Origin of the sequence: Sporosarcina soli (assembly GCF_042655805.1) — a bacterium.
Lineage (GTDB): Bacteria > Bacillota > Bacilli > Bacillales_A > Planococcaceae > Sporosarcina > Sporosarcina soli.
Map to the genome: position 1 here is coordinate 249340 of NZ_JBHSNO010000001.1, position 23515 is coordinate 272854.

General features: G+C 38.4%; 27 protein-coding genes and 2 pseudogenes. 6 read left to right on the forward strand and 23 right to left on the reverse strand.

Going from position 1 to position 23515, the window contains the following annotated elements; genetic code table 11:
- Window positions 1-59: 59 nt before the first annotated feature.
- From ACFPRA_RS01170 to ACFPRA_RS01180, 3 genes are all read left to right on the forward strand, one after another.
- The gene (locus ACFPRA_RS01170; RefSeq protein WP_381429603.1) at window positions 60-731 is read left to right on the forward strand and encodes an SOS response-associated peptidase; all 672 of its coding nucleotides are present in this window, start codon (window positions 60-62) and stop codon (window positions 729-731) included.
- Between the two features lie 190 nt (window positions 732-921).
- On the forward strand, window positions 922-1092 hold the full coding sequence (locus tag ACFPRA_RS01175; RefSeq protein ID WP_381429605.1) for a hypothetical protein: 171 nt from the start codon (window positions 922-924) through the stop codon (window positions 1090-1092).
- A 243-nt stretch (window positions 1093-1335) separates the two neighbouring features.
- Entirely contained in the window at window positions 1336-1992 is a 657-nt protein-coding gene (locus ACFPRA_RS01180; protein ID WP_381429607.1) for a CatB-related O-acetyltransferase, read from the forward strand.
- 195 nt (window positions 1993-2187) lie between these two features.
- Here the strand turns inward: ACFPRA_RS01180 and ACFPRA_RS01185 are convergent, their stop codons facing one another.
- Together ACFPRA_RS01185 and ACFPRA_RS01190 are read right to left on the reverse strand one after the other, a co-directional pair.
- On the reverse strand, window positions 2188-2364 hold the full coding sequence (locus tag ACFPRA_RS01185; protein ID WP_381429609.1) for an IDEAL domain-containing protein: 177 nt from the start codon (window positions 2362-2364) through the stop codon (window positions 2188-2190).
- A gap of 14 nt (window positions 2365-2378) precedes the next feature.
- Window positions 2379-3605, reverse strand: a pseudogene (locus tag ACFPRA_RS01190) (DNA cytosine methyltransferase).
- 514 nt (window positions 3606-4119) lie between these two features.
- Here ACFPRA_RS01190 and ACFPRA_RS01195 point away from each other — a divergent pair.
- A complete protein-coding gene (locus tag ACFPRA_RS01195; RefSeq protein WP_381429611.1) occupies window positions 4120-4650 on the forward strand; it encodes a GNAT family N-acetyltransferase in 531 nt (176 codons plus the stop codon).
- A gap of 336 nt (window positions 4651-4986) precedes the next feature.
- Here the strand turns inward: ACFPRA_RS01195 and ACFPRA_RS01200 are convergent, their stop codons facing one another.
- Window positions 4987-5253 carry a DUF1064 domain-containing protein gene (locus tag ACFPRA_RS01200; protein ID WP_381429613.1) on the reverse strand — a complete coding sequence of 89 codons (267 nt, stop codon included), beginning with the start codon at window positions 5251-5253 and terminating at the stop codon, window positions 4987-4989.
- A gap of 495 nt (window positions 5254-5748) precedes the next feature.
- Between ACFPRA_RS01200 and ACFPRA_RS01205 the strand changes: the two genes are divergently transcribed.
- On the forward strand, window positions 5749-6246 hold the full coding sequence (locus ACFPRA_RS01205) for an ImmA/IrrE family metallo-endopeptidase (RefSeq protein ID WP_381429615.1): 498 nt from the start codon (window positions 5749-5751) through the stop codon (window positions 6244-6246).
- Window positions 6247-6320: 74 nt separating this feature from the next.
- Window positions 6321-7488 (forward strand): annotated as a pseudogene (locus tag ACFPRA_RS01210) (tyrosine-type recombinase/integrase).
- A gap of 289 nt (window positions 7489-7777) precedes the next feature.
- Here the strand turns inward: ACFPRA_RS01210 and ACFPRA_RS01215 are convergent.
- The 20 genes from ACFPRA_RS01215 to ACFPRA_RS01305 form a co-directional block, all read right to left on the reverse strand.
- Window positions 7778-8023, reverse strand: coding sequence for a DUF3006 domain-containing protein (locus ACFPRA_RS01215; protein WP_381429617.1), 246 nt, complete (start codon window positions 8021-8023; stop codon window positions 7778-7780).
- Complete coding sequence (locus ACFPRA_RS01220) at window positions 8020-9069, reverse strand: MBL fold metallo-hydrolase (RefSeq protein ID WP_381429619.1); 1050 nt, start codon at window positions 9067-9069, stop codon at window positions 8020-8022. The genes ACFPRA_RS01215 and ACFPRA_RS01220 overlap by 4 nt, the downstream gene beginning before the upstream one ends.
- Window positions 9070-9083: 14 nt before the next feature.
- The gene (locus ACFPRA_RS01225) at window positions 9084-9293 is read right to left on the reverse strand and encodes a hypothetical protein (protein ID WP_381429621.1); all 210 of its coding nucleotides are present in this window, start codon (window positions 9291-9293) and stop codon (window positions 9084-9086) included.
- A 111-nt stretch (window positions 9294-9404) separates the two neighbouring features.
- Window positions 9405-9746 carry a YolD-like family protein gene (locus tag ACFPRA_RS01230; protein WP_381429623.1) on the reverse strand — a complete coding sequence of 114 codons (342 nt, stop codon included), beginning with the start codon at window positions 9744-9746 and terminating at the stop codon, window positions 9405-9407.
- A complete protein-coding gene (locus ACFPRA_RS01235) occupies window positions 9746-9967 on the reverse strand; it encodes a transcriptional regulator (protein WP_381429624.1) in 222 nt (73 codons plus the stop codon). The genes ACFPRA_RS01230 and ACFPRA_RS01235 overlap by 1 nt, the downstream gene beginning before the upstream one ends.
- Window positions 9968-10117: 150 nt before the next feature.
- Window positions 10118-10891: a hypothetical protein gene (locus ACFPRA_RS01240; protein ID WP_381429626.1), complete on the reverse strand. Its 774-nt coding sequence runs from the start codon at window positions 10889-10891 to the stop codon at window positions 10118-10120.
- A 214-nt stretch (window positions 10892-11105) separates the two neighbouring features.
- Window positions 11106-11711 (reverse strand): hypothetical protein, encoded by a 606-nt coding sequence (locus ACFPRA_RS01245; RefSeq protein WP_381429628.1) that lies wholly within the window; start codon window positions 11709-11711, stop codon window positions 11106-11108.
- The gene (locus ACFPRA_RS01250) at window positions 11698-12708 is read right to left on the reverse strand and encodes a hypothetical protein (protein ID WP_381429630.1); all 1011 of its coding nucleotides are present in this window, start codon (window positions 12706-12708) and stop codon (window positions 11698-11700) included. The genes ACFPRA_RS01245 and ACFPRA_RS01250 overlap by 14 nt, the downstream gene beginning before the upstream one ends.
- Window positions 12709-14113: 1405 nt before the next feature.
- Window positions 14114-14854, reverse strand: a complete 741-nt coding sequence (locus tag ACFPRA_RS01255) for a peptidoglycan recognition protein family protein (RefSeq protein WP_381429631.1) — start codon at window positions 14852-14854, stop codon at window positions 14114-14116.
- Entirely contained in the window at window positions 14854-15105 is a 252-nt protein-coding gene (locus tag ACFPRA_RS01260) for a phage holin (RefSeq protein ID WP_381429633.1), read from the reverse strand. The genes ACFPRA_RS01255 and ACFPRA_RS01260 overlap by 1 nt, the downstream gene beginning before the upstream one ends.
- A 16-nt stretch (window positions 15106-15121) precedes the next feature.
- Window positions 15122-15211 carry a hypothetical protein gene (locus tag ACFPRA_RS24975; protein WP_465269691.1) on the reverse strand — a complete coding sequence of 30 codons (90 nt, stop codon included), beginning with the start codon at window positions 15209-15211 and terminating at the stop codon, window positions 15122-15124.
- A gap of 5 nt (window positions 15212-15216) precedes the next feature.
- Window positions 15217-15357 (reverse strand): hypothetical protein, encoded by a 141-nt coding sequence (locus tag ACFPRA_RS01265; protein WP_381429635.1) that lies wholly within the window; start codon window positions 15355-15357, stop codon window positions 15217-15219.
- Between the two features lie 61 nt (window positions 15358-15418).
- Entirely contained in the window at window positions 15419-15883 is a 465-nt protein-coding gene (locus ACFPRA_RS01270; protein ID WP_381429636.1) for a hypothetical protein, read from the reverse strand.
- Between the two features lie 57 nt (window positions 15884-15940).
- Entirely contained in the window at window positions 15941-16117 is a 177-nt protein-coding gene (locus ACFPRA_RS01275) for a hypothetical protein (RefSeq protein ID WP_381429638.1), read from the reverse strand.
- 172 nt (window positions 16118-16289) lie between these two features.
- A complete protein-coding gene (locus ACFPRA_RS01280; RefSeq protein WP_381429640.1) occupies window positions 16290-17498 on the reverse strand; it encodes a hypothetical protein in 1209 nt (402 codons plus the stop codon).
- Between the two features lie 233 nt (window positions 17499-17731).
- Window positions 17732-18100, reverse strand: a complete 369-nt coding sequence (locus ACFPRA_RS01285; RefSeq protein WP_381429642.1) for a hypothetical protein — start codon at window positions 18098-18100, stop codon at window positions 17732-17734.
- A 101-nt stretch (window positions 18101-18201) separates the two neighbouring features.
- Window positions 18202-18861: a hypothetical protein gene (locus ACFPRA_RS01290; RefSeq protein WP_381429644.1), complete on the reverse strand. Its 660-nt coding sequence runs from the start codon at window positions 18859-18861 to the stop codon at window positions 18202-18204.
- 50 nt (window positions 18862-18911) lie between these two features.
- Window positions 18912-20249 (reverse strand): hypothetical protein, encoded by a 1338-nt coding sequence (locus tag ACFPRA_RS01295; RefSeq protein ID WP_381429646.1) that lies wholly within the window; start codon window positions 20247-20249, stop codon window positions 18912-18914.
- 12 nt (window positions 20250-20261) lie between these two features.
- Window positions 20262-21305 (reverse strand): hypothetical protein, encoded by a 1044-nt coding sequence (locus tag ACFPRA_RS01300; RefSeq protein ID WP_381429648.1) that lies wholly within the window; start codon window positions 21303-21305, stop codon window positions 20262-20264.
- Between the two features lie 11 nt (window positions 21306-21316).
- Window positions 21317-23500, reverse strand: coding sequence for a hypothetical protein (locus tag ACFPRA_RS01305; RefSeq protein WP_381429650.1), 2184 nt, complete (start codon window positions 23498-23500; stop codon window positions 21317-21319).
- Window positions 23501-23515 lie beyond the last annotated feature (15 nt).

A 23515-nucleotide genomic window follows, 5' to 3' on the forward strand; every position in this document is an offset into this window, starting at 1 on the left:
CTCGTTTAAATTTCGATTCTTTGATACAATGCCCACAAATAAACGATGAGGTGATCAGCATGTGTGGACGCTTTACGATTACAACTGCCCTTGACGAAATCATGGAACACTTTGCTATCAGCAACCCAATTGATCACGATTATTATCAACCAAGCTTTAACGTAGCACCGTCACAAAATGTCCTGTCTGTCATCAATGATGGGGCAAACAATCGCTTAGGCTACTTACATTGGGGCCTAATTCCTCCATGGGCTAAAGATAAGAACATTGGCTACAAAATGATCAATGCCCGAGCTGAAACGTTGTCTGAAAAGCCTAGTTACCGCAACGCTTATAAAAAGCGTAGATGTATTGTTGTCGCCGATAGTTTTTATGAATGGAAGCGCCTCGACGACAAGACCAAAATCCCCATGCGTATCAAACTCAAATCAAACAAATTATTTGGATTGGCCGGCTTGTGGGAAACTTGGAAATCGAATGATGAAACCATCCATTCATGCACCATTATCACTACAAAGCCGAACGAGCTTGTGGCCGATATCCACGATCGCATGCCAGTCATATTGAAACCGCAGGACGAACAAACTTGGCTTGATCCGTCAATAACAGATACAGCCCAACTCAGTTCTCTGTTGATCCCTTACGATGCAGGCGAAATGGATACGTATCAAGTTTCTCCACTGGTTAATTCACCTAAAAACAATTCAATGGATTTGATCCAAAGAGTGTAAGCGAGAGGGGTTTCCCCTCTTTCGCGATTTTGGTCGAACTGTGTAACCTTCCTGAAATATATGCGAGTCTTTGTTGCAATTTATTAACAATTTGATGATATTTTACTGATAATGTACACTACATTATTTTTTAATGAGATAATTCTTTTGCAACTATTTGGTTGTTTATGGCACAAATTGGAGGTGACTCATGTTTGTAATCATTCGAACCGTTGATGGTGAAACAGAGACCTTAAAGGATTCCAGCACACAGTCGGACAAAACTTTTGCTGATTACTACGCGGCTGATTTGTTAGTGCAACAGCTGAACCAAAAGATAATTCCCTTCAAACATTGGAAGGTTTCCGAAAAATTAAAATAAGTAATTCAAGTGCCTGTGCTAAAGACTGCTGATCGACTACAATCGCTAGTCTTTTTGCCGCTGTATATTCGAACTGTACAGTAATGTTTGACTAACAGATGATTCATTTGTTACAATCTCCTCATCAATTAGGAATAGGATGAGGACGATGGTTCGTCGTTTGAAACGGTTTAAGAATGTTGCTACGGCATTAAGCTTCTAAGTAAAAAAATGATTTATACTACTTAGAAGCGAGGGAAAAAAATGAAACAACATCAATTTAACCACTGGTCTGAAATTAAGTATTTAAAAGATATTGTCACCAATCCAATGATTGAAGTAGGAGAGTACTCCTATTATTCTGGTTATTACGATAATCAAGATTTTGAAGATGGGTGCGTTAGATACCTATGGGGAGATGAAAAATCAACAAAGTTATTTAACCCCATCGAAGACTATGGTTGGCATTTGGATAAGTTGATTATTGGAAATTACGTATGCATTGCAAGTGGTGTAATTATTTTAATGGGTGGAAATAACAATCATCATCCTGAATGGATTACCGTGTATCCGTTTGTTGAACAAATTGAAACTTCTTACGAACCAAAAGGGGATACAATCATCGAAAGTGATGCCTGGATTGGCATGAATGCGATAATTATGCCTGGCGTGACTATTGGTGAAGGTGCCATTGTTGCGGCTGGTTCGGTCGTTGCAAAAGATGTCCCACCATATACGATCGTAGGTGGCAACCCTGCTAAAGAGATAAAGAAACGCTTTACAGACAAAGAAATCGAAAAGTTGAATGAAATGCGTTGGTTTGATTGGGAACGTGTGAAAATTGAACAAGCCAGTCATATCTTGTCCAGCTCTTCTATTAACCAATTATATGACTTTTATAAAAGGGAAATTAAACCATAATTTTTCATTTTTAAATTATCTCTTTGAATAAAACGAATAAGTTTAATAAGTCACAGTCTCTTCTTAATATCTAATTAAGAAGAGACTGTTTTTTTAAAGTGAAAACTCATTACTGCGCAGTTTGTGTCAAAGCGTCACTACCAAATACCACCACGTTTATCTGCCGCCTAGTGAGCCAATACTGTTGCCACACCATTAAGGTGACTGTGATATGAGACCACTGATCCCCCCTCGGTGGTCTCGTTCGATTGCACCCATCCGTTCATTCATTTCAATAAGATTTTCAGACAAGTCCATGAATGTCTTTTCGTCCCCGGTATCCAAAGCAATATTAATTAACTCTTCAAGCATAATCTCCCTATCTTTGATCATCTCTCCACACTCCCTCAAGCGTGATTTAGATTGCTACCAGACTCCGGCAAATTCGCCCGAACCAAATGTTCCGCTAACTGCGGAGGAACTGAATTTCCTACCCTCGCAACTTGTTGTGTTTTCGGATAAAGCTTTCTTGTATGGTTCCGATCGATGATGTACTCTTCCGGAAAGCCCTGCACCGCGAACAATTCATGTGGCTGTAGCATCCGCATTCCAATATCAGTGATTCGATAATCTTCACCGCGCACCGTTACAAGTCCGGACCTGTCTTTCGTCGGTATCGTGTGCAATGGCTCGTCCAATGACTGCCCAACGCCTTGTCCGTAATACTGTGTGAGAAATGCTGTGACCGGTGAATGATGATCCGTAACTGTTATGGTCTCGTACATCGATTCCGGCGCCTGTACAGCCACCACCATAATTCTTTGCAAGGAAAGCAGTGACCACCGGTTAGCTGTCGGAATAGTCGCCAACGGCTCATCCAACCCGCTCCCCCTCACCTCATCACCCTGGTGCGTTTAATAATGCTGGATAAAATGCGCTTTGTTATTAATAATGTAAGGTTTTTCGGCTTCAAGAATGAATCTTTGAATGCTGCGATTAATGCGAATCATTGTATTTTTAGCTAATGGACGCTTTCGCGTGAAAATGCTCGGTGCCGGTATCGACCAGTCAATGATGTCGCAAGCTGTCCGATACGGCTTTTTCAACCCAAGCGGTTCGCCGTTAGTTGCTTCCGGCCACGTAATCGGTTGTCCGTCGCACCTGGCTGTCATGAAAAATCTTTTCCGTGTCGTGGGTGTTACATAATCACACGCCCGCAACTCTCGGAAATCCACTTCATAACCAAGTGATTCCAATGCCTTAATGAACGAACGGGACGTCTTCCCCGACTCATACTCTATCGGGTAGCCATCTTCATCCAACGGCCCCTAAGTCTTGGACTCTTCAACGTTTTCAAGCATGATAACCCTCGGTCTGACCGCTATCGCCCAACGTACTGCTATCCATGCAAGCCCCCGTACCTCTATTTTCTTTGGTCTGCCACCCTTCGCCTTGGAAAAGTGAGTACAATCGGGAGAAAGCCAACACAAGCCGACTTTACGACCTTTGACCACTTTCTCATGATTGGTTGCAATGTCCACAGATAAGCCAGTTTCCATTTCAATTCCAGTCGATGCTCCGCCCCCACCCGCAAAGTTATCGACGATGATTTCGCGAAATAAATCTAGTTGCAACGTTCCCCACCCCCTATTTAGAATATTTGAAGTAGTTCAGAGTTAATGGTAAAATATTATAATCTTCATTCTCTTTAACAGGCATCGAGTCCTGAATGGGCTACCTCCACTACGGTGGACTCAACGACCAAAAGTAAGGGAGATGATATCATGAGAAAAACTTTCACAACACCAAAAGGTCTAACAATTATTTTTTCAAGCTTAATCTTCATTCTACAAAGCCTGTTGTTATCGTGTAGTATTATGGTATATAGAGACTCCTTAGTTGAGGGTCCTGTTAAAGAGAAATGACCATAACAAAGGCAAATTGATTGGTCTTATCGGCTGCCTTTTTATTACGCTTAATGAGTCTGGTACATATCACCTTCGTACCGAGATATTTATTTTAAATTGACATTTTTATGAATATATTTTACAATCAGGTTGTTTCTAAACATGGAAAGGACTGAACTATGCGCAGATAGATGTCAGTATTTTTAATCCACCATAAATCACTAATTGGGAGGTAAAAGTATTGATTAAAGATTTATTTACAGAACGAATACATTTAAGAAAAATTACAACCGCTGATTCAGCTAGCTTATTCAAAATATGGTCTGATCCCGATGTTGTGAAATTCATGAACGTCGATTATTTTACGGATGAAGAACAAGCTAAAGAAATGATTACTCACATTAATAAACTGGCTAACGATAATAAAGCGAACCGATTCTCCATAGTTGAATTAAATACTAATGAAGTGATTGGTTCATGTGGATACAATTCATTAGATTTTGAGAACGCTAAAGCCGAAATTGGATACGATATAGCTAAAAAGTATTGGGGCAATGGTTTCGCAACAGAAGCTGTGTCTACTTTATTGAATTACGCATTTAATTCTCTAAATCTCAATCGAGTTGAAGCGAAAGTAGAACCCGAAAACATAAGTTCTATAAAAGTCCTTGAAAAGTTAAATTTTACTTTCGAAGGGACATTAAGGCAAAGCGAAAAATCTAAAGGGAAATTTGTTGATATAAAAATTTTCTCTAAATTAAAAACAGAATGATTTTCCGCCTCTATTTCATCTGAAGTAGAGGCTTTTTATCTAATAGGCAGATGCACAATCTGTGTCAAAGCGTCACTACCAAATACCACCACGTTTATCTGCTAACTGGTGAGCCAATACTGTTGCCACACCATTAAGGTGACTGCGATGTGAGACCACTGATTCCCCCTCGGTGGTCTCGTTCAATTGCCCCCATCCGTTCATTCATTTCAATAAGATTTTCAGACTAGATCATGAATGCCTTTTCGTACCCCATGTCCAAAGCAATGTCAATTAATTCCCCAAGCGTAATCTCCCTATCTGTGATCATCTCTCCCACACTCCCTCAAGCGTGTTTTATTCCCTCACCCATTCCTTGCCTTTGAGCCGGACTACAATCAATTCCATACCTGTTTTCAGTTCAAATAATTTCCTCCGGAGGGGAAAATCCCTCTTTACTGGCCCGCTTTTAACGTCGTATATCTCTACGTAACCATCAAAGTAAGTTACTTTGAAGTCAGCCGTATATACCGCACCATTCTTCTCACGCTTGCCCCTCCCCTTACACAAAGTACAATTGATAGGATTCCGTTTTAGGACTTGGACGCTTACCAGTGCCCGCACACCGTTTACAGGCGGCCTTATATGGAGCGATGATGTGGAACTCCGCTTGAACCTCAATCAGTTTGATAGATTGATCCTTTTTCAACTGGATGTAGAATGCTGCCTCCGTCTTGGAATTAAACTAAATCTTATCGACCACTGCCTTAGCTGAAATAAACTACCGGGGCTGACGGACAGCCCGCGGTCTTCTCTTTGCCTTCATGCACTATCACCGAAATTCTGCTCCATCGTGATTTGCCGTTTGAGGAATTCCACTTCGGCCTCCTCATGCTTCTGCTTGCACACCAGGCCATATCCATCCTCAATGCTCTTTTGGGTTTTAAGTTTTCTTTCACACCGTTTACACTCATCCATAAGACCGCCCACCAACCGGTATTCCGTTTGTATTAACTTGTGGCCTCCCGCCAGCCGTCTCGTTTCAACTCCCAAACCTCGCACTTGCTCAACTGCCTGTGAATAACCCGCCGCTTACCGTCTACCATTCGAAAGAGTGTTTTGAGCACCTTTTCACCCCTAGCTTATTATCAAGTCCTTCGATTTCACGAAAACACCATTCAACATCTCACCAGACATGTTGCCCAACTAATAAAAAAATACAGGACGAGCAATTCCTATAAGCTAGCCGAAAATTTAGGAATAGCCGTTGTTTTTGAGCCGCAAGGTTCAGTTCACGGCTATTACAGTAGGACGCACCGCACCAAAGTTATACATATCAATGAGCGCCTGCCTTGTAAAAAACAATTATCCATATGTGCACATGAATTAAGCCATGCCATACTGCATCCAAATGAAAATACGGCTTTTTTGAAATCCAACACCCACTTCCCTACCAGTAGAATAGAAGCTGAAGCTTATGAATTCATGATAGAACTTCTATTTAACCAAGTAAGCCAAAATGCAATTACAGTTCATGAAGCAATTGAACACTACGGTATTCCCGAAAGATTGCTGAATAAAAATTTTAACCTAAAAAGAACATACGATCCCATTTGAAGAAGTGATGCAAAAAGTAAGGCTAACCCATTCCTGTACATTACGCCGCCAAGCAATGGAAGGAATGGTTGATTATGAAACTAGAAAAATCAAATAAAGATCCTGAACTGTATTTTCATTTCAATGCAAAAGGCGAAAAACTATGGATGTACCGCCTTAAGCATAATGATGATACGGGAAAACGAAGAGAGAAAAAGAAGAGTTCCTTTACAAGCGAAAAGGTAGCCCTCAAAGCACTATTGGAAGTGAAGGCCGCTACATTAAGTGGAGAAACAAAACAAGTCGAATACGACCAAATAACCGTTGGAGAATGGCTGGATGTTCGGTATGACATGAATAAAAAGAAGTGGAAAGTATCAACTTGTGTCCAAAGGAAAGCTGTTATCCGACTCCATTTAAGACCAATGATTGGACGGTATAAGTTACAGAGCTTTAATAAGTTGACGTATGAACGACAATTCATCAACAAGCTAAAAGGAAAGTACAAAGAATCGACTATTCGGATATGACACAACATCTTCAAAATCGCCATTAATGCCGCAGTAGAAAGTGAAATCCTTCTACGGAATCGCTTCAGAAAAATGGCCATTATTTCAGATGAAGTTGAAAAAAGAAGAATTATTTCTCCCCTAGTGAATTGGTAATATTCTTAAATGATGCTAAAAAAAATGAGTCCATTACAAATTATTGTTTCTTGTTGACCATCGCCTACACAGGCATACGTAAAGTCGAAGCGCTAGGGCTTCAATGGAAAAACATTGATTTCGAAAACAATACAATCAAAATTGAACGAACGAGAGATCATGCAGGTGTACGTTCACCTAAAACAAAAAATTCGTATAGGACCATTTCCATCGATGAGATGGTGTTGAAACAATTGACATCCTATAAGCTCTGGTGCAAAAAAACGCTATTTTCTTATGGAAAAAAATAACCGACGAGACCTTTGTTTTTATCACAGACCATGGTGCTTCTCCCCATTCAAGTATTACGCGTTCTGTTAATAGAATTCTGACAAGAACATCACTACCCAAAATAACTATACATGGCTTACGTCACACGCACTGTACTATTTTATTAAATCGTGGGCGCAATGTGAAAGTAATCGCTGAGCGGTTAGGGAATACTCCGGCAATGGTCTATAATGTGTATGGTCATGTATTAAAGGAATTAGAACAAGAATCCGTTACGCTGTTTAGTGAGAGTCTAGAAGCAAGTGGGGCTAATATTGGGGCTAACTAGTCAAATGATCCCTCTGAATCCCTGTAGTACAAGCTTTCTTGCTTCTGCGTTTTATTACGTGCTATACTAGTAAGCCTTTTCGTATGCATAACTTACAAGGTTAGAAACGTGATAGTATCAGTATTTAGCGACCTAATAGACTACAACTCTTCTTTCAAGATATACCGTAAGATATCTTTGGAATTCGTTCAGTTGGGGGATATTTTGGGGGACATATAAAAATGGGGACAGGCGCACTATTCTCCAATCAAACAGCCACCTTCTCACTCGAGTTGGTGGCTGTTTCGCGTCATTTTTTATTCTTCAGTTTTTCTAGTAAGCTATTTACTTTATCACGTGTAATTTCCGTTTCTTCTATTAAACGTTCGATTTCGTATCCGGATTCAGTTTTGCTGATTAATACGATATCACCTTCAACAATTCCCCCGGTGATTTCTTCGGCAGGAATCAGGAGTTGGTTTTCTTCGGCCGGATGCTCCAGAAATACATATTGCCCTTCTTCAATTCGATCTAGTGTGTATTTCACTTTATTCATCGTTCACACGCCCATCCGTCTTTATCACGATCCATTTTTGGCTGGTATGCCGGGTGATCTTTTGAGACGCCTTTCGGATAAACTTTTCTTAATTCCGTACAGTTTTTAAAGTTAGTCTGAGTTGGTGCAGGCTTGGCAGATGGCTTCGGCGTTGGTTTTGGTAAAGGTTTAGCTGCCGGTTTTGCCGCTGGTGCCGTTACTTTCTTTCCGTTTTTACATGCAGTCGATACGGAATGTTTCACCCCGTTTGTCGTAACAGTAATATCGCAATCAAGTGGCGTTTTGTAAGTTTTTGCATCGACTTTGTTAAGACGGCTCTCGACTGCTAAATGAGGGTGACCATAGCTATTGTTTTTACCGTATGACAGCACCGCAACTTTTGGTTTTACATTTGAGATAAACGCCGCAGAACTGCTCGTGTTGGATCCGTGGTGACCGTTTTTAAGCACTGTTGCCTCTACATTATATTTCTTACGGATTTTATCTTCAATGGCCGTACTAGCATCTGCCATCAATAGAAATGAAACTTTATTATATGTCGCTTTTAGCACCAGTGATGAGTCGTTGCTATCTTTTGCATTTTCATCTGCATGCAAGACACGGATGATCATGTTAGGATCCAGTGCTAGTTTGTCTAGCTCTTTCGGTACGGTAAACTTAATGTTTTTCTTGTCAATCAGCGTTAATAATTCGTAGTAGGTCTGTGAAGTATGCACATGGCCCGAATCGATAAAATTAGAGACTGGGAATGCATTTAACACCGCGATTAACCCGCCTATATGGTCCGCATCCGGATGTGTCGCGACGACATAATCAAGACGTTTGACGCCTTTTGACTTCAAAAACGAAACTACTTTTTCACCTTGTGCTTTGGTTCCGCCGTCCACCAGCATGTTTTTACCGTTCGTCGACTGAATTAGGATTGAATCACCTTGCCCCACATCAATAAAATGCACTCTGAGTTCTTTTGCGGCAGCTTCCCCTTGAATCGGCAATAACCCGATTGCCAAGATTAGCATCACGATTAATTGTAGATACTTTTTCATTTCGTCCTCCCTTTCTAATTACGAACTACCCCAATTTTTCCTTTTCCGATTTCCACGACTTCAAGATCTTTGACTTGTGCCAGGTTGATGCCATACTCTTCTTCCGTCATGATCATCTCAGCTCCGTTGATATGTACGGGTTGCTGCAACAGTACATTCGTGTCCGTTTCGAATTGCATATCTTGACCATTTTTGAAAAGAACATAAACAGAATATCGTTTCATACCATCCCCTCCTGTTTACCTATTTCTGCATGCGGTTCAAAAGTCCTTTTTAAACATTTCGACATTATTTGACAATAGAAAAGACCAATCCGCTAGGAATGGCCGTTACTTTCAATTTTTGCAATACACCCCAACGATATCATCAACCGGTAGTCTCTCAATGCAAAAAGGTGTACCCAAAATTAGCACACGCGACTGCATGTTAATTTCAAGGATTTTCCCTCCAAAGTGACGGATTTTACCATTGGTCCAAATAGCTATGTGAGCATCACACTGACGTTTAAACGCCGTATCTATTTCATGACCAATGGATTGCAGATCAAAATCATCCAGTACGGGACGCTCTACATATTGGTCCTCATCCATCCATTGGCGTAACGCTTTCACATGCTCAGGGAGCATCCTGGCCATGGACCATTTCTTGGTGCCTCGATCGCGATTGTTTTCTAACATTAGACCACATCTCTTTCTCTGCGTGTGACAGGAACAAGTGCGAGCACGTTATCGATTGTAAAAGTCCGCTTGGATTTACGGAGGTAGCAGTATGCTCGAATAGATTCTTCACCTACTTGGATGACCTTGACTCGTCTTTTAGTGACTCTGCCGTCCTTTGCTAAGTACACCATATCCAATTCTGTATTACAGTCCATCGACTTTAATAATTGTTTACGCACATTTGTTCCCTCCTTGTGTATATAGTATGCAGAATAAACGTTCGTATTACAACTAAAAAATAGATGTTAATTTTATGTAATGAAAAAAAGACCGTTAATAGACGGTCTCTTGTTGTCCAACTAAGCGATTACTCTTTGACAAGTAGTTTACTATCTATCTAGTTCTAGTCGCTTTTTAAGTATATCCAGTAACATATTTTCATTGATATCCTCAAGACTTACAGACTGACTTAAATCAGCAGAAAAAAGTTCTTCCCCCGTTGACTCATCATTTATTTTTTTTGCGCCAAAATGATCCACTTCATAATAAGTATTATATGTTTGATTAAATATATCTGTATATTCAACATAAAAATAAGTTTTAAATTCAGGGACACCTATACTAAAAGCTTTACCTAATTCTTTACTCTTTTGTTCAGAGTACGGTTCCATTAAATCCATGAAATTATTAATAACATCAAACCGTTTTTTATTGTTTCCATCCTTATGGGAAAAATTATCATAAGTAATAATCTTCTTTTTCAGAGCACCTGTTGCAAATTTCACACTGTAATAGTCATTTATAGGAATTTTTATTTTTATTTGTTCATTTACTCTGCTATAATCCAAAATTTCTATTTCTATATATGTAATTTCCTCGGAATTAAAATCTGTCATTATACCGCCTTCATTGTGAATCGTGATTATCTCTCCAACTGCAAAACCATTTTGATTTTCCCGATAGGATGCTTCAAAGTTAATAATTGGAATCTTATCTGCTTTTTCTACTTCAATTTGTGTTTCCATGATTTTATTTGTAGTATTCATAATCTTATTAGTCGCTACCATTATAAAAACTGTTACTATGCTTACCAACAATGAAGTAAGAGCTATTAAGAATTCCTTGTTCGGCTTGGTTTTTGCAAATATTTTCCTTAATTTCAATCTAATATTCCTCCGTGTTCTTTGTAATTCATTTTCACATTTTCTTGGATGTATATCCCTCCGAAATAACTGCAACATAGTTCATTAATAGTCCCATCATACCAGTTCCTAATATAAACGCAAAAAAGGTAGCCGCTCAAATTGAGTAGCCCCCTTTTTCATGTTCGTATTTCAAGCAAATAAAAAGCACCTCGTGAGAGATGCTAAGTTTCGTTCATTCTTCATAATCAGCTATAAATAAAACATATCTATACAAAAGAGTTGCATTCCTTATAGAAATAATAATTGTAAAAAGTATGGTAGCTAGCCAAACCACCCCTAAAATTGAAAGTGGAATTTTAACCGCTAATCCTGAAAGGATTGGAAGTATGACGGCAACATCACCAAAACTTTTTGATATCATTGATAACATAATTCCGATCACTAGAACAATCAATTGGACGAGAATGGCAAAAGAGAAGAATGAAACCAACTGTTTTAATACGGTATCTTCGCTGTCCTTTAATTTATGTTGTTTTAAGAACTTTAGGACTTTGTTGTTACTGGCCGCAATGATAGATAAGCTGGTTGTATTGAAACCCGCTAAGATAGCGACGACTGTTAATGAATTTTGATTCATTTCCATAATGTAACTAAGTAAATTACTGTTGGACTTCTCAAAAAACCAAAAATAAATGAATACTAAAATTGACGCTATTATGGGGATACCCAGAAATAGCTTAAATTCGGTTTGCGTAGTATATTTTTTATAATTAGCTATAACTTCTCTGAAATCTCTGCCTGGTTTGTTGTATTCTTCATCCTCCTTAAACTTCCCCATCCTCCTCGTCATTTACTTTCACTCCTTTGTATTGTTCTATCGATTTTTTATAATCCAGTGGGTTATCCAGTAAGGCTATTCTTGACATTTCATTTAATAGATCTTTTAAGGAAGGTAGTCCGTTTTCATTATATTCAACGCTTATGTCAAACGCTCGCTGAATATTTTCCAGCTCAATATTTCTTTGACGACCAGAATCCAACTTTCCACTTACGCCGAAACCATCGAAATATTGTTGCTCAAACAATTTTTTGAAGTAGGCTTCAACACCGCTCACTGATCCGCGCTTAACTTCGTTTTCAAAAGATATTTTAACCCTTGTAACACCTTTTAATCCTCCCTCAACAGCTTTGTTTTCCAAATATAACAAGTTGGACACTTCGTTGCTTGTCGACGGTCTTTCACTGATATCTAAGTAGTAATATGCCTCTTTAATACTTGCAAATTCTTTTATTTCTTCAAAGAAAGTTCTATTCGGTAAGCTAGCAATCTTCAAAAAGCTATTTCTATGAATTTTGACAGGGTCAAATTGTTTATTAAACGCTACTAGATATGGTTCTATTAAAGACCTATGATATCTAATGAACTTTTTGATTATTTCTCTACCAGCTACTCTTTCCGAGTCCTTTTCGAGCAAAAGTAAACCTGTTCGCCTATCCACCAAGAAATGCACTTCATTTTTCGCTCCTTGGTCTTTTGGCTTTATTCCTTTTTCTATTTGCTGAGGTACATCAATCATTACTTGTTCTTTCCCATAACGAGCAGATGTGAAAACGCCTTCCCATAGATTAGCATCATTTGATTGATTAAACGAAACCAGATTAATCATCCTGTTTTTGTCTCTGAAAGCTCTTTCTTTTAAGGGTATTTCATTAATTATACTGGAAAAAAAGTTCGCAAGTAACTCGAAATCAAAACGATTAGCATCGTATGATTTATTTTCAAATTTTGGTGTAATAAGTTCATACCCGTAAATTGTTAGTGGTTTAATTTCCATGTGGCACCCTTTCCGGGGCCCCGCACACAAATATATTTACTCTAGACACTTAATATGCTAGAATTTAGCTAATGAGAGATTGACGTACGGGGCCGCACCTGTATGTCTTTTTTTGTATTATAACATAGATTCATAAACTAAATTACCTAATTCCTTAGTATAAACAAGATATAAGACCTAGAAGATCAATTGATGGAGCAATAGATAAAAAATAAAACAGGCGACCACTCAAATCTGAAGAGTAGTTGTCTGTTTACATTATTTATTTACAGCTACGGTATACTTAACCGCCAGACCAAGTACGTCAGCATATGTAATCGTATTATTTACTAGCTTATCGAGCCGTGAAAATTAATCAAATAAAAAATCGACCTACCCATTAATCTGTGGATAGGTCGATTAATAGCATAGCAGGCGCCGATACTTTTGTTACTTTACTTCCTTAAATTCAATAGGTTTACCAGAAGAAATCACATGATCTGCGGTTAGATTCCCTACGATTAATCTCGCGGCATCGACATCTAAGCTCAACTTCGCGATTGCGGTCACGGAAATCACGGTCAGACCTTACTTCCCGACAATCACAAATCAACTCATGTCTACGTCTTCGATCATCAAAACAACACATATGGCTTTTCAACTCCTTATTGCTTTTTAAAGCTGGCCAGCCTCATACATATTATATGGACTTGTATTTCCAAAAGTTGGACGAACTGTTTGGCGCTAAAGTAAATATTTTCAATTCTGTAAACTAAAAGGTGACTAAAAACAAACAAAGCGCCCCGTCCATAATGGTAACGGGTTCGGTTGATAGGGAGAAAACATTAAATAACAATCTATTCGGCGACGTAATTCATATATGAATTGGTGTTTCCTTTTTTATTGTCATATCAAAAATCTGACGGATTTAACATATTAATTAGCACGCAGTGAGACGGAAGATAGATTTTATTAGAGAAATTTGCGCTAAAATAAGTTGAAATATTGTAAAGGTTCTGTTCAAGAAGTTAGGGGCAAACTTTATTCAACAACTGGGCCACTTTCTTGATTAAGTTACAGAAATTAAAGACTGGTGGGGGGATAGGTATTGATTATATTTGCTTATTCGAGGGAAATATTAAGTATATTCGGAAACATTTTTCATGAATTCTTTAGGGAAGGTATATGGGTTGTCGGATTCTTCTTTTTGCTAAACAGAACAATCGAGGGTGAAAAATTAAAGAAAGTTTCTACGAAAGTAATTATGGTTGTTTTGGCAATCTTATTTCTTCGGGCGGCGTTCCAGTATTTACCCTTCTAATTCAAATTGTAAGATTTATAATGGCTAGACAGTAAGCCACAAACGGGCGCGATTGTCCGGCAAAATAAAAAAGGCGACGCTCGTAGTGAGTAGTCGCCTTTTGCATTACTTATTTACAGCAACGGTATATTTAGCTGCTAAAGCTAATATATCCCCGTCAGTGATAGTCCCGTTGTTTAATCGTTCTTTCCAAAACGGCTGTGCTCCGGATGCAATAGCCGCATTGACGATAATCTCTCGACGGGCTTTACTTTGGAGGGTAAATTCTGTTTCGGCTTTCAATGAAGGGCTAGAAAATTTCAATTCGTCATCCTCCTTTTGGGGTTCGTCCATAGAAACCAATTTCGGATTTTTTAATTCTGCAAGCCGTTTTGCAATACGATCCTTCACTGACTGCAATCGCCCCTCATCAATGATTCGATGCGGACACTTCTTACCGCTCCAATCTTGATGCCATTTCACACGATCGATACCCCATCCGTATCGTTTGAGAAGATGGGAAACGTATTCAACGGTATTTGCTTCAGCAGCTACATATTTCGGACCGCCACTTTTCGAGTAGCAGATTTCGATGCCGATAGATTTTCGGTTACCGTTACCTACGGGCCCATCACCGGCATGGAAAGTGTTGCGCGTGAATGGAATGGCTTGAACAGCGTACTTGTCATCTATTGCGACATGATACGATACAGGAGCCGTATTACGTGTCATGTACGCTATCTCATTCAATGCCGTGGCGTCGTTATAAGTATTGTGGATGGTCACGTACTCCGGCACCATGGCATAGGGTGCTTTCAATGGATAGAGAGTTGCCGGAATGAATTTGTTGATGATTACGTATGCCATTACTTCAGCCCCTTACGTTTCAATTCCTCTTCCTGACGTTTAGCTTTTTTCGTGACAATGTAGCTGTTCTTGTAAACCCCATAGATCAACAATGCAAATGGTGCTACCGCAATCAGCACTCCCTCAAATGCACCAATCGACGCTTCATTGAACCATTCAAATTTCACATTGAGCGTTCCCAAAAATAAAAGGATTGCTGATAGCAACCCTCCTAATAAACCGATGTATTGTTTTAATTTGTCTGCATTCATTATAATACCTCCAATTTTAATGTGAACTTTGCCAAAGCAGAGCAATCATCGCTACTACAACAGTCCCGATAATTGTCGTTGCAGACCAAAAGATGATCTTGTCGATCTTATCTAATCGGTGGTGAGCCGATTTGGACGACTGTAGCGCTTCCTTTGCAGTATCGTTTGTTTTGCCATCGTATTAAGCAACGTCTTGATATTGGCGATGTCTTCCTTCATTTCAATGATCATTTGTATATCTTTTTCTGGCATTGGATCACTTCCTTTTTAGCAAAATAAAAACGCCCCGAAAGGGACGTTGCATTAAGATGAATTAATTAAGTTTGTTCATCTTAATGTGATTTTCTATATCTCTAATAATGTTAGTGTACAATATTATTAATTCGTCTTCCTGCTGTTGTTCCAATTCTTCGAAATAATTACCTGCCGCAATAATAAAATCCATGTTCCTGATATTATCGGCTATATTTTGATCAATTAGATAAAACTTGGAAAAAAATACAGGTCTGAACTTCTCATTAAATGTAATGGTATTAAATTCATTGTATCCTCCACCTATGTTTACCTGCATCAGATGCTCGCCATCTAATTTTAAAATTTCACTATACATTAAGAGTTTTTCTATATGCTTTTTTTCTTTTTCTTTAGCTTCTTCCCTTTCCCATTGTTTTTTTAGTGAGTTCGTTTGGGCTACATAGGTAGCTAAAGCACCTACAACAACTCCTAACAATGGTCCTAAGCTCGTAATTATTTGACTCCAAATTGATTCCGTTTCCATTTAACTACTCCCCTCCATCTTCGTTATTCGACATAGATAGAGGGATGTCCTTCATAATTAGAGCGAGCCAATGAGTGAACTTGCAATTACTAAAGCCAAAGTAACTTTTAATGCTCCCTTAGCAGCTGCGTTAAAGTCTCTACCAAAAATTAGGGCTAGAACGAACACAAATAGACCAGCACCCAGCACTTTTTCATTAGAAACTAAAGAAAGCAACGTTAGAAAGTCTACCATTATCTTCACCTCCTTGTACTCCATCTTATAAAAGTACAAAGAGAAAAATAGCGAAAAATGGTCGTACCACGTCGAACACCTTGATTACTTCTATTTCTCAACTTCCGCCGCTAAATACTCCACTACGGGAACTGAAAAAAGAACGCCCGGGTGGACGTTCCTTTTTTAATTTCTAACTCGAAAACTTTTTCTTTTCAAAGAAACTTTGTAATTCTTTTTTGTCTTTTAAAGCCAATAGTTCCTCATTCATCAAAAATTCCACAATAGCATTTGCAGCTCTGTCCTGTAGATTTAATAACTCTTCATACCCTACATGCGAGCTTCCATGATGGACAATTTTAGACCTAAGTTTGTAGAGATCTGTGAACTGACTTGATATTTCTATCCGTTCTTCGATTGTCTCACCTAAAACAAATGCTAAACGATCTCTTAGAGTGGCAGTTATTGGATCATTAATATTTGAATTAAATAGTGATTCAATTGCCAACATAAGCTTAATAAACCTAGCACCCTGGTCCAATTCAACCTTTGCCTCACCGAACCAAGTAATTGATCTTAAAATAGAATTATCTAAATCACTTGTTTCATAAGATAGGTGCTTGTCTAGCAAATCTCCAAATGCTTTCTTTCCCAATTTCTCAATGTCTTCCAAAAAGAAGGTATCGATTTCAAGAAGATTATCGTCTGTTTTTCTGTCTCTCCAAGAATGCACACCATCCCCGTTTTTATCTACTGCAAACACTCGTAATTCTTCTTGGATAAAGCCGTAACCCGGTAATCTTACTGTAAGCGAGCCCTTATCCCATCCGTGATAATCAATTAAACGTAAATAATTTACCACGTATTTCCCTATTTCAATTCCCATTTCCATCGCTTTTCGAAAGTCTGCAGAGATTATCTCCGCTCTTAATGCTGTAGGGTATAAATGACTAATATCACTGTCATATTTTAATTGAGGTGGTTGGTCCGAAATTGATTGTTCATCTATTTTTATAATTTCCACATTTCGTGATAATGCAATTTTATTTTCAGACATTTCCAGACCTTTTATAGGAACATAAATATTATAAGTAAATCTAGCACTTGCATACTTTTCAAAGCCCTTTATTCCTCTAACCAAATCATTATTGTCTCTATTATCTATATATGTCCTGATGAGTTTATTGAACGTTCCTATTATCATTATATTAGAAAGCATTCTGTTAAGTTCTTTGGTATCTGTTAATTTCTTGATTGTTTCTTTATAGGTCTTATTATGAAAGAAAGCACGCGGAATAAATACACCGTCATACTTTACTGTGCCCTTTATATTAATTTCCCCTGATACTTCTTGTTCTGTAACAATCTTTTTCACTCTATCTCTAAGGTAACTTAAATTCACTTAGTATTCCTCCTCTTTGATCATAAGTTCGACAAAAAGGAGGGATATCCTTCTTATTTCCTACAACTATTTACGCATTATCTCACAATCTCATTCCGCATCCCACTCAACTCCTCCTTACACAAAGAAAAAAAGTGACGCGATCGGCAACAATTTCGTCGGTACTTTAAGATATTTCAATACTTCCACCAAGGCGAAAATAACCGCAATCAATAAAACATCTGTATACTCCATCAGCTTCCATCTCCTTTTTTTTCAATTCTTTTCACGCTACTGTAGTTCAATTTTTCAATGCGATCTACACGACCTTCCAATGTATCTAGTGTCCGATTAATTGACTGAAGTGCCGCGGCCGTCTGTTCTTGAGATTCATTTGAACGTTCAAGGTGATTCATTAATTTTTCCTCGCGCTGTTTAGATTCCGTACGATATTCATCAAAATTCTTTTTCGCTTCCGTTTTTTGTTCCTCATACAAATCAACCAAATCTTCTTCTCTTTTTACGTTTTCTTTTCGCATTTCTCGAATGACCGCAACGGCTAGGACGATACAAAGAATCGCCCAAACCACTTGCGACGTTGCTATTTCGTGTGCAAATTCCATCGCGCACCCCCTGTTTCGACAAAATAAAAACGCCCCGAAGGACGCCTCTACAAAAGGTATTTATCATCCTCTGCAACTTGATAAGTTCTTAATCTGTTGCATCAAAGCCTCATCACGCTGATCTTCCCTTTTCCATTAGGTAATGCCTTTTTCAGTGTTTTTGCTTGTTCAGGTGTGATTTCTAGCATGCCGTGTTCGAAATAAAAGTCATTCCTTTCTTCTAGATCTTCCGGTAAATTGCCTAAACTCAACCATTCGTTGCCATCATGAGAATAAAATTCGCTATTAGATTGGATCAAGATTTTATTTACATAATTTGTTTCTATATATACCGAATTTACCTCTGCAGTTGCTTTTCCGGTAGCTTTAGAATCATTGATTAATATTAAGCATACATAGAACGAGTCTCCATATTCAGATACATCTAAAGAAAACTCATAGGGAACAGAACTATTAAATGTAGTGTCTACGAATTTAACATAGGTATTATCAAATGGGTTGTCTGTTATACATAATCTGAAAGCTTTTCTTGTGCCTGAACTACCACCTAATCCCGTTGCTTGCAAGCTAATACTTATAGAATTAATCCTACTTAAATCAACCTTTTCTTTACTATAAAAACCAGACCTGAAATATCCACCCGTGTTTTCCATATATAAAGAACTACTTCTCTTTTCCGCTATACCAAGATACGAAAATCTATTATTTATAGTGAAATCCCATATATCGACTTCACTGTTATAAATATTTTCCAAAGTCATTTATTCCAACTCCTTTACTAACAACTGCGTGGATCGAAATTACAACCAAATCATCCATTAAAGTAAGTAATTGTAAAAGTCCCCTGCTTTTTAAATAGAAATTCTAGTTTTCCAGTTATTGCATCATAGGTATATTCATAGTCCTTTGTTTGTAAAAGATCGTTATATCCCAACATTGTAACTTCCAATGTGATTTTATCGTTCATTGCTTCATCATCTAATGTTGGTTGCTCGATATAATAAGCAAAACGTATATTATTACTTGAATTTCTCGCAATGCTCAATTCTGAATCAGTTAAACTATTCACCGTGTGAAAATCCATGCCATTAGCTTTGAATTCATCTTTATTATCAACATTAATACTTATCCAATCGCTACCACTCCACGCTCTCCATGTTGCACCGCCATCAAACGACATTGCCATTTTTGCGTCGCCATTTCCTGAAACAATGGATGTCAATGTGATTGCATCTAAATTTTCAACGCCAATCAATGAAATATTCCCATTTGCTTTAATAATTTCTGAAGTACTTATTAAACCTTCGATAACAACATCATCCCAAACCGCAATTACCCCAATATCCACAAAATCATTAAAATCAATTTCATCTGTTTCAAAAAGCAAATCTTCTTCAATTTCGTTCAATGGATATTCCCACTTGTCCTTTAAATGCATAAATCCATCAAAGACAACATATTCCTCGTTGTAATCAAAACTAGTAGATTCGCCGTTGTTATAATTCGCTTCGTAATGCACAACTCCAGAATCATCATCTTTACGCTCCAAAACCGCTAATGCAATATCTTCAATCGGTAAAGGTGCTGACAGTTGTAATTGATACTGATATGGTGATGTAACATTGATTTTAGATGTGCGTTTAAGTGTTCCATTTGTTCCGCCACCTGATTGAATTAAAATAACGTTATTCGCCATTGTACCGAGTGAATCCGTTTTTTGAGTTGGAACACCTTTAGTTGTGATTGCGAGTGCTAAATCGTCTTTTAGTGCTTCTATTTTAGTTGTTATTTGCTCCGCCGTATCTGTCATAGTAATTGGATCGCCGATAGTCGCCACGGCTGCTTTTAAGCTACCGGCATAAGTAAAAAGTTCTTCGAGTGCACCCTCAACATTTGTTGCGGTAAAATTACCGTTTGCGTCGTCAATCGATACGTTTAAAGCCATTAAATCTAATACGCTTTCAACGTCTAACGAACGATAATCGCCATCAACAAACTCATACATTGCTGTTTCTTTTTCATGGGAATTATTAAAACGTGTAATGTATAGCGTGTTTTCTACTGCATCCTCGACGTTAGGTAAATCATTGAATAAATCAACGATGACGACTTTTCCTGGCATTTTAATGTTTAAATATGCGTTTGTCATGAAATCACACTCCTACTCATGCTTTAAATAGATAGTAAAGTAGACTGAATTGCTTGTTTTTGGCACTGCGCTATCTTTGTTTACGTGCACCCAGAAGAAAATAGATGAATTTGCACCTACTCGCTCGATAGAAATGTCTTTGTTATAGTTACCTGCAACTCCGTTATCGTCCCACGCCAAATCAACCCATTCCCAGCCAACTTTACCATCGGAATTGACAACGTATTGTTTGACCTGCAATTCCAACCCAAGCGCATCTATCGACGCTGGATTGTACACTTCTAGCAATGTTTCTAAGTTATTATTGACAATTCTTCCGAGGTTCGTCGGATCAAACTGCGATAACTCAATGCCGTCTTTTTTCAACACAAGGAATGATCCTAAATTCCACGTATCACCGCCGTAAAAAACACCTTCGATTTCAGCAATCAGTACATCCAGTTCGTCGAAAATGCGCAACGTACCATCCACTATTCCATCTTTAACAGTTATTTCTGCATGATCACCAACGACTGTAACGCTGTCACCTTCCAACTCAACGCGAAAGCCATCTAATAAATTACGAACCGTTAACTTGTCACTTCTCAATGCCAGAAAGCGCGTTGCAACTAAATTGTCAAATGCACTTAGACCTTGTTTCGTTACGAAACCAATCTTGTTGAAGTTGTGTTCGAATGAATCAACAAACTCCCAATCTTGGCCACGTTTCATTTCAAAGGTGTACTCATCACCATTCTTGATAACTTTCACATCTGTTAATTCCTCGTGTCTGCCATTCTTAAATTCCAGTAATTCAATCGATTCATTACGATTCTTATATAGAGTGATCCCTGCTTTTTCACCTTCATGCGTCGGCGTATAATCAACGGAAATGAAAAAAACGCTCGCATCTAAAGGAATATCCCTCAGTACACGAACATCTTTTGTTTCGCTATGCTCGATTACAAGTCCATCGTTGATGGATGTTAAGTTTACATCTGTTGTTGACCATTCATTACCCAACGACTTAAATGTATCGTCTACCACAACACCGCTATCTCGTCTGTATATTTTCAATTCAATACCACCTACCTCGTTGTACGTTGCCAATATTGGTGAATCCACGAAGGTCTACCCATGATTAACCAGATTATCTTGTCACGCTCTGTTTTTTCTGGTAGTTCTCCCTTCAACAGCTCATCCAAATCAGCAATGTACTGTTGTAATTTAATTGCATGGATCCCATATTCAATTCTTGCCATGTGTTGGTGTATTAGATCCGAATGAATGGAATTCTCTATTTCCGCCTCTAAATCACCAGCATCTAGTTGAGAATTTAAGAATTCTTCGATATCAGCAACGATTTCAGTTAGTCTTTTTTTTGCATGATGTGAAATTTCAATGTCACCCATGAATGAAATGGCCGGATCGATTTTATGAACATCTTCGATGTCGGTATCCATTGTAATTTTCGACTTATCACTATTAAACAACTTGGAAATACCGGACTGAACAGTCGTTTCAGAATCTACTCTTATTAAATCACTAATTTCTGCAAGCTCTATTGCTGTTCCTCTATCTACACCCAGTTGTCGCTCAATGTTTGCTGGTAATATCGTTTTTCCAATATCGATTCCGATTTGACGTTCAACATCTGCATGACTATTAACTTCAACATTTCCATTTGCTTGTTGTTCAATTTCACCATTTTTTACTACGTGCGACTTTCCATTGTGAAAACCTTCTATTATACCGATGGATTTATCTAATCTGTTAGCTAAGTGAGATTCTTCGACATCCATATCGATAGCAGCTGCATCAACTGCGTAAGTATCTTCGATTTCGGTTGACATGTTTTGAACTTTCGCTGAATCAACAAATTGTTGCATTACTGCATCGACTGACTCAAATCGTTTGCCGTCCGCAAAGGCTCCTAAATCTACGGTATGAATAATTTCTGAATCCATCTTAGTAGGAGTTTCGAGTTCTGCATTTAGTGCTGGATTCGATTCTGATAAATGATGGCCTTCAATGCCTATACTATGTTTCGCTACGGAAATACCTAAATTCGCATTTTCTTTTTCAGCGTCATATACGGCTTCTACTACTCCACCCACCGATTCATCAACGTCTGTAATTTTTTCTTGCGACATATCGGCTATGGCTTCTCGTTCGACGTCAATGTATCGCGCAACCTCTGTGTTTGCCACTACATGACTTTCAACAACAGTGTTTTTCACGATGACACTATCTGCACTAGTTCCATTTTCGAGAGTTGATAATCTGGCAATCTTACTTGTCGCTCGCTCGCTGTACTCGACATATGTATTTCTCACTACTCGAGTTTCACCAACACAAAGCTTTTCTAATTCGGCTATTTTTTCTTCTAGCATGTCTGCCAGATGAATTTTTTCGATACCGGCATCGATAGCAGCTGCATCAACTGCGTAAGTATCTTCGATTTCGGTTTGGACATCTTGAACTTTGTTGCTTTCAAACAACAGATCAACGACTGCTAGTTTATTAGTGGGCACATACGCAGATTCAAGTTTTCCTATTTCCGCGATTGGACAACTTATCTTACGCAATATCTCGACCGATTCCAAATTTACCGAAAGAGATTTTTGCATGAAGATTTCAAATGAGTTGTCAATTGCTAATTCAAACGACTTTTCGTGTTCAATATTCCAAATTTCGCCGATGACAGCATCTTTATTAATAGGGGTGATTCCAGTTTCTTTCACATCTAGTGCTACATGATGTGCAACATCAAATTCCGCATTTATCGTTTTGGCAATCTCGATCTCTGTATCTTGCTTGGTATCCGAGGTTGTAAAAGTTTCAACACACGCGCTTTTCTCATTTGATGAAAGTAATTCAATTAAATTATTGACAACTGTTTCGTTTACTGTTCGCCTACTCGCTTGTGAAATTTTCGTCAAATCAACAGTTCGTACTGTCGCAATCATATCCGCTTCGTCTTCGTACTCAATTTCCATTTCCAGCGGTGCAATGATGCCAGTAAAATCATACTGTTTATCATGAACAAGCCATTGCGCGAAGAAATTGTAGTGCGATTCTAATTCGTCGGTTGCGTTGAATCTCGTCACGAAATTATGTTTTCGCTGCAGTTCGTCAAGTTCGGTTGCGTAAAAATGATAATACGCTTCAAATTCCTCTACCGATCCAACACGCGCTTTGAAGTCGCGTTCGGCATCCCAAGCGTTATTTGTTGCCTTGAAGTAAAAAAAAGAAGAGTGAGGCTGATTCATTCACCTCAGCCTCCT

Bases quoted from the DNA above. Each gene is read 5' to 3' on its own strand.
- ACFPRA_RS01170 (WP_381429603.1), top strand. From the start codon at position 60: ATGTGTGGACGCTTTACGATTACAACTGCCCTTGACGAAATCATGGAA.
- ACFPRA_RS01175 (WP_381429605.1), top strand. From the start codon at position 922: ATGTTTGTAATCATTCGAACCGTTGATGGTGAAACAGAGACCTTAAAG.
- ACFPRA_RS01180 (WP_381429607.1), top strand. From the start codon at position 1,336: ATGAAACAACATCAATTTAACCACTGGTCTGAAATTAAGTATTTAAAA.
- ACFPRA_RS01185 (WP_381429609.1), bottom strand. From the start codon at position 2,364: ATGATCAAAGATAGGGAGATTATGCTTGAAGAGTTAATTAATATTGCT.
- ACFPRA_RS01215 (WP_381429617.1), bottom strand. From the start codon at position 8,023: ATGAATAAAGTGAAATACACACTAGATCGAATTGAAGAAGGGCAATAT.
- ACFPRA_RS01220 (WP_381429619.1), bottom strand. From the start codon at position 9,069: ATGAAAAAGTATCTACAATTAATCGTGATGCTAATCTTGGCAATCGGG.
- ACFPRA_RS01225 (WP_381429621.1), bottom strand. From the start codon at position 9,293: ATGAAACGATATTCTGTTTATGTTCTTTTCAAAAATGGTCAAGATATG.
- ACFPRA_RS01230 (WP_381429623.1), bottom strand. From the start codon at position 9,746: ATGTTAGAAAACAATCGCGATCGAGGCACCAAGAAATGGTCCATGGCC.
- ACFPRA_RS01245 (WP_381429628.1), bottom strand. From the start codon at position 11,711: ATGGGGAAGTTTAAGGAGGATGAAGAATACAACAAACCAGGCAGAGAT.
- ACFPRA_RS01250 (WP_381429630.1), bottom strand. From the start codon at position 12,708: ATGGAAATTAAACCACTAACAATTTACGGGTATGAACTTATTACACCA.
- ACFPRA_RS01255 (WP_381429631.1), bottom strand. From the start codon at position 14,854: ATGGCATACGTAATCATCAACAAATTCATTCCGGCAACTCTCTATCCA.
- ACFPRA_RS01260 (WP_381429633.1), bottom strand. From the start codon at position 15,105: ATGAATGCAGACAAATTAAAACAATACATCGGTTTATTAGGAGGGTTG.
- ACFPRA_RS01265 (WP_381429635.1), bottom strand. From the start codon at position 15,357: ATGCCAGAAAAAGATATACAAATGATCATTGAAATGAAGGAAGACATC.
- ACFPRA_RS01270 (WP_381429636.1), bottom strand. From the start codon at position 15,883: ATGGAAACGGAATCAATTTGGAGTCAAATAATTACGAGCTTAGGACCA.
- ACFPRA_RS01275 (WP_381429638.1), bottom strand. From the start codon at position 16,117: ATGGTAGACTTTCTAACGTTGCTTTCTTTAGTTTCTAATGAAAAAGTG.
- ACFPRA_RS01285 (WP_381429642.1), bottom strand. From the start codon at position 18,100: ATGGAATTTGCACACGAAATAGCAACGTCGCAAGTGGTTTGGGCGATT.
- ACFPRA_RS01290 (WP_381429644.1), bottom strand. From the start codon at position 18,861: ATGACTTTGGAAAATATTTATAACAGTGAAGTCGATATATGGGATTTC.
- ACFPRA_RS01295 (WP_381429646.1), bottom strand. From the start codon at position 20,249: ATGACAAACGCATATTTAAACATTAAAATGCCAGGAAAAGTCGTCATC.
- ACFPRA_RS01305 (WP_381429650.1), bottom strand. From the start codon at position 23,500: ATGAATCAGCCTCACTCTTCTTTTTTTTACTTCAAGGCAACAAATAAC.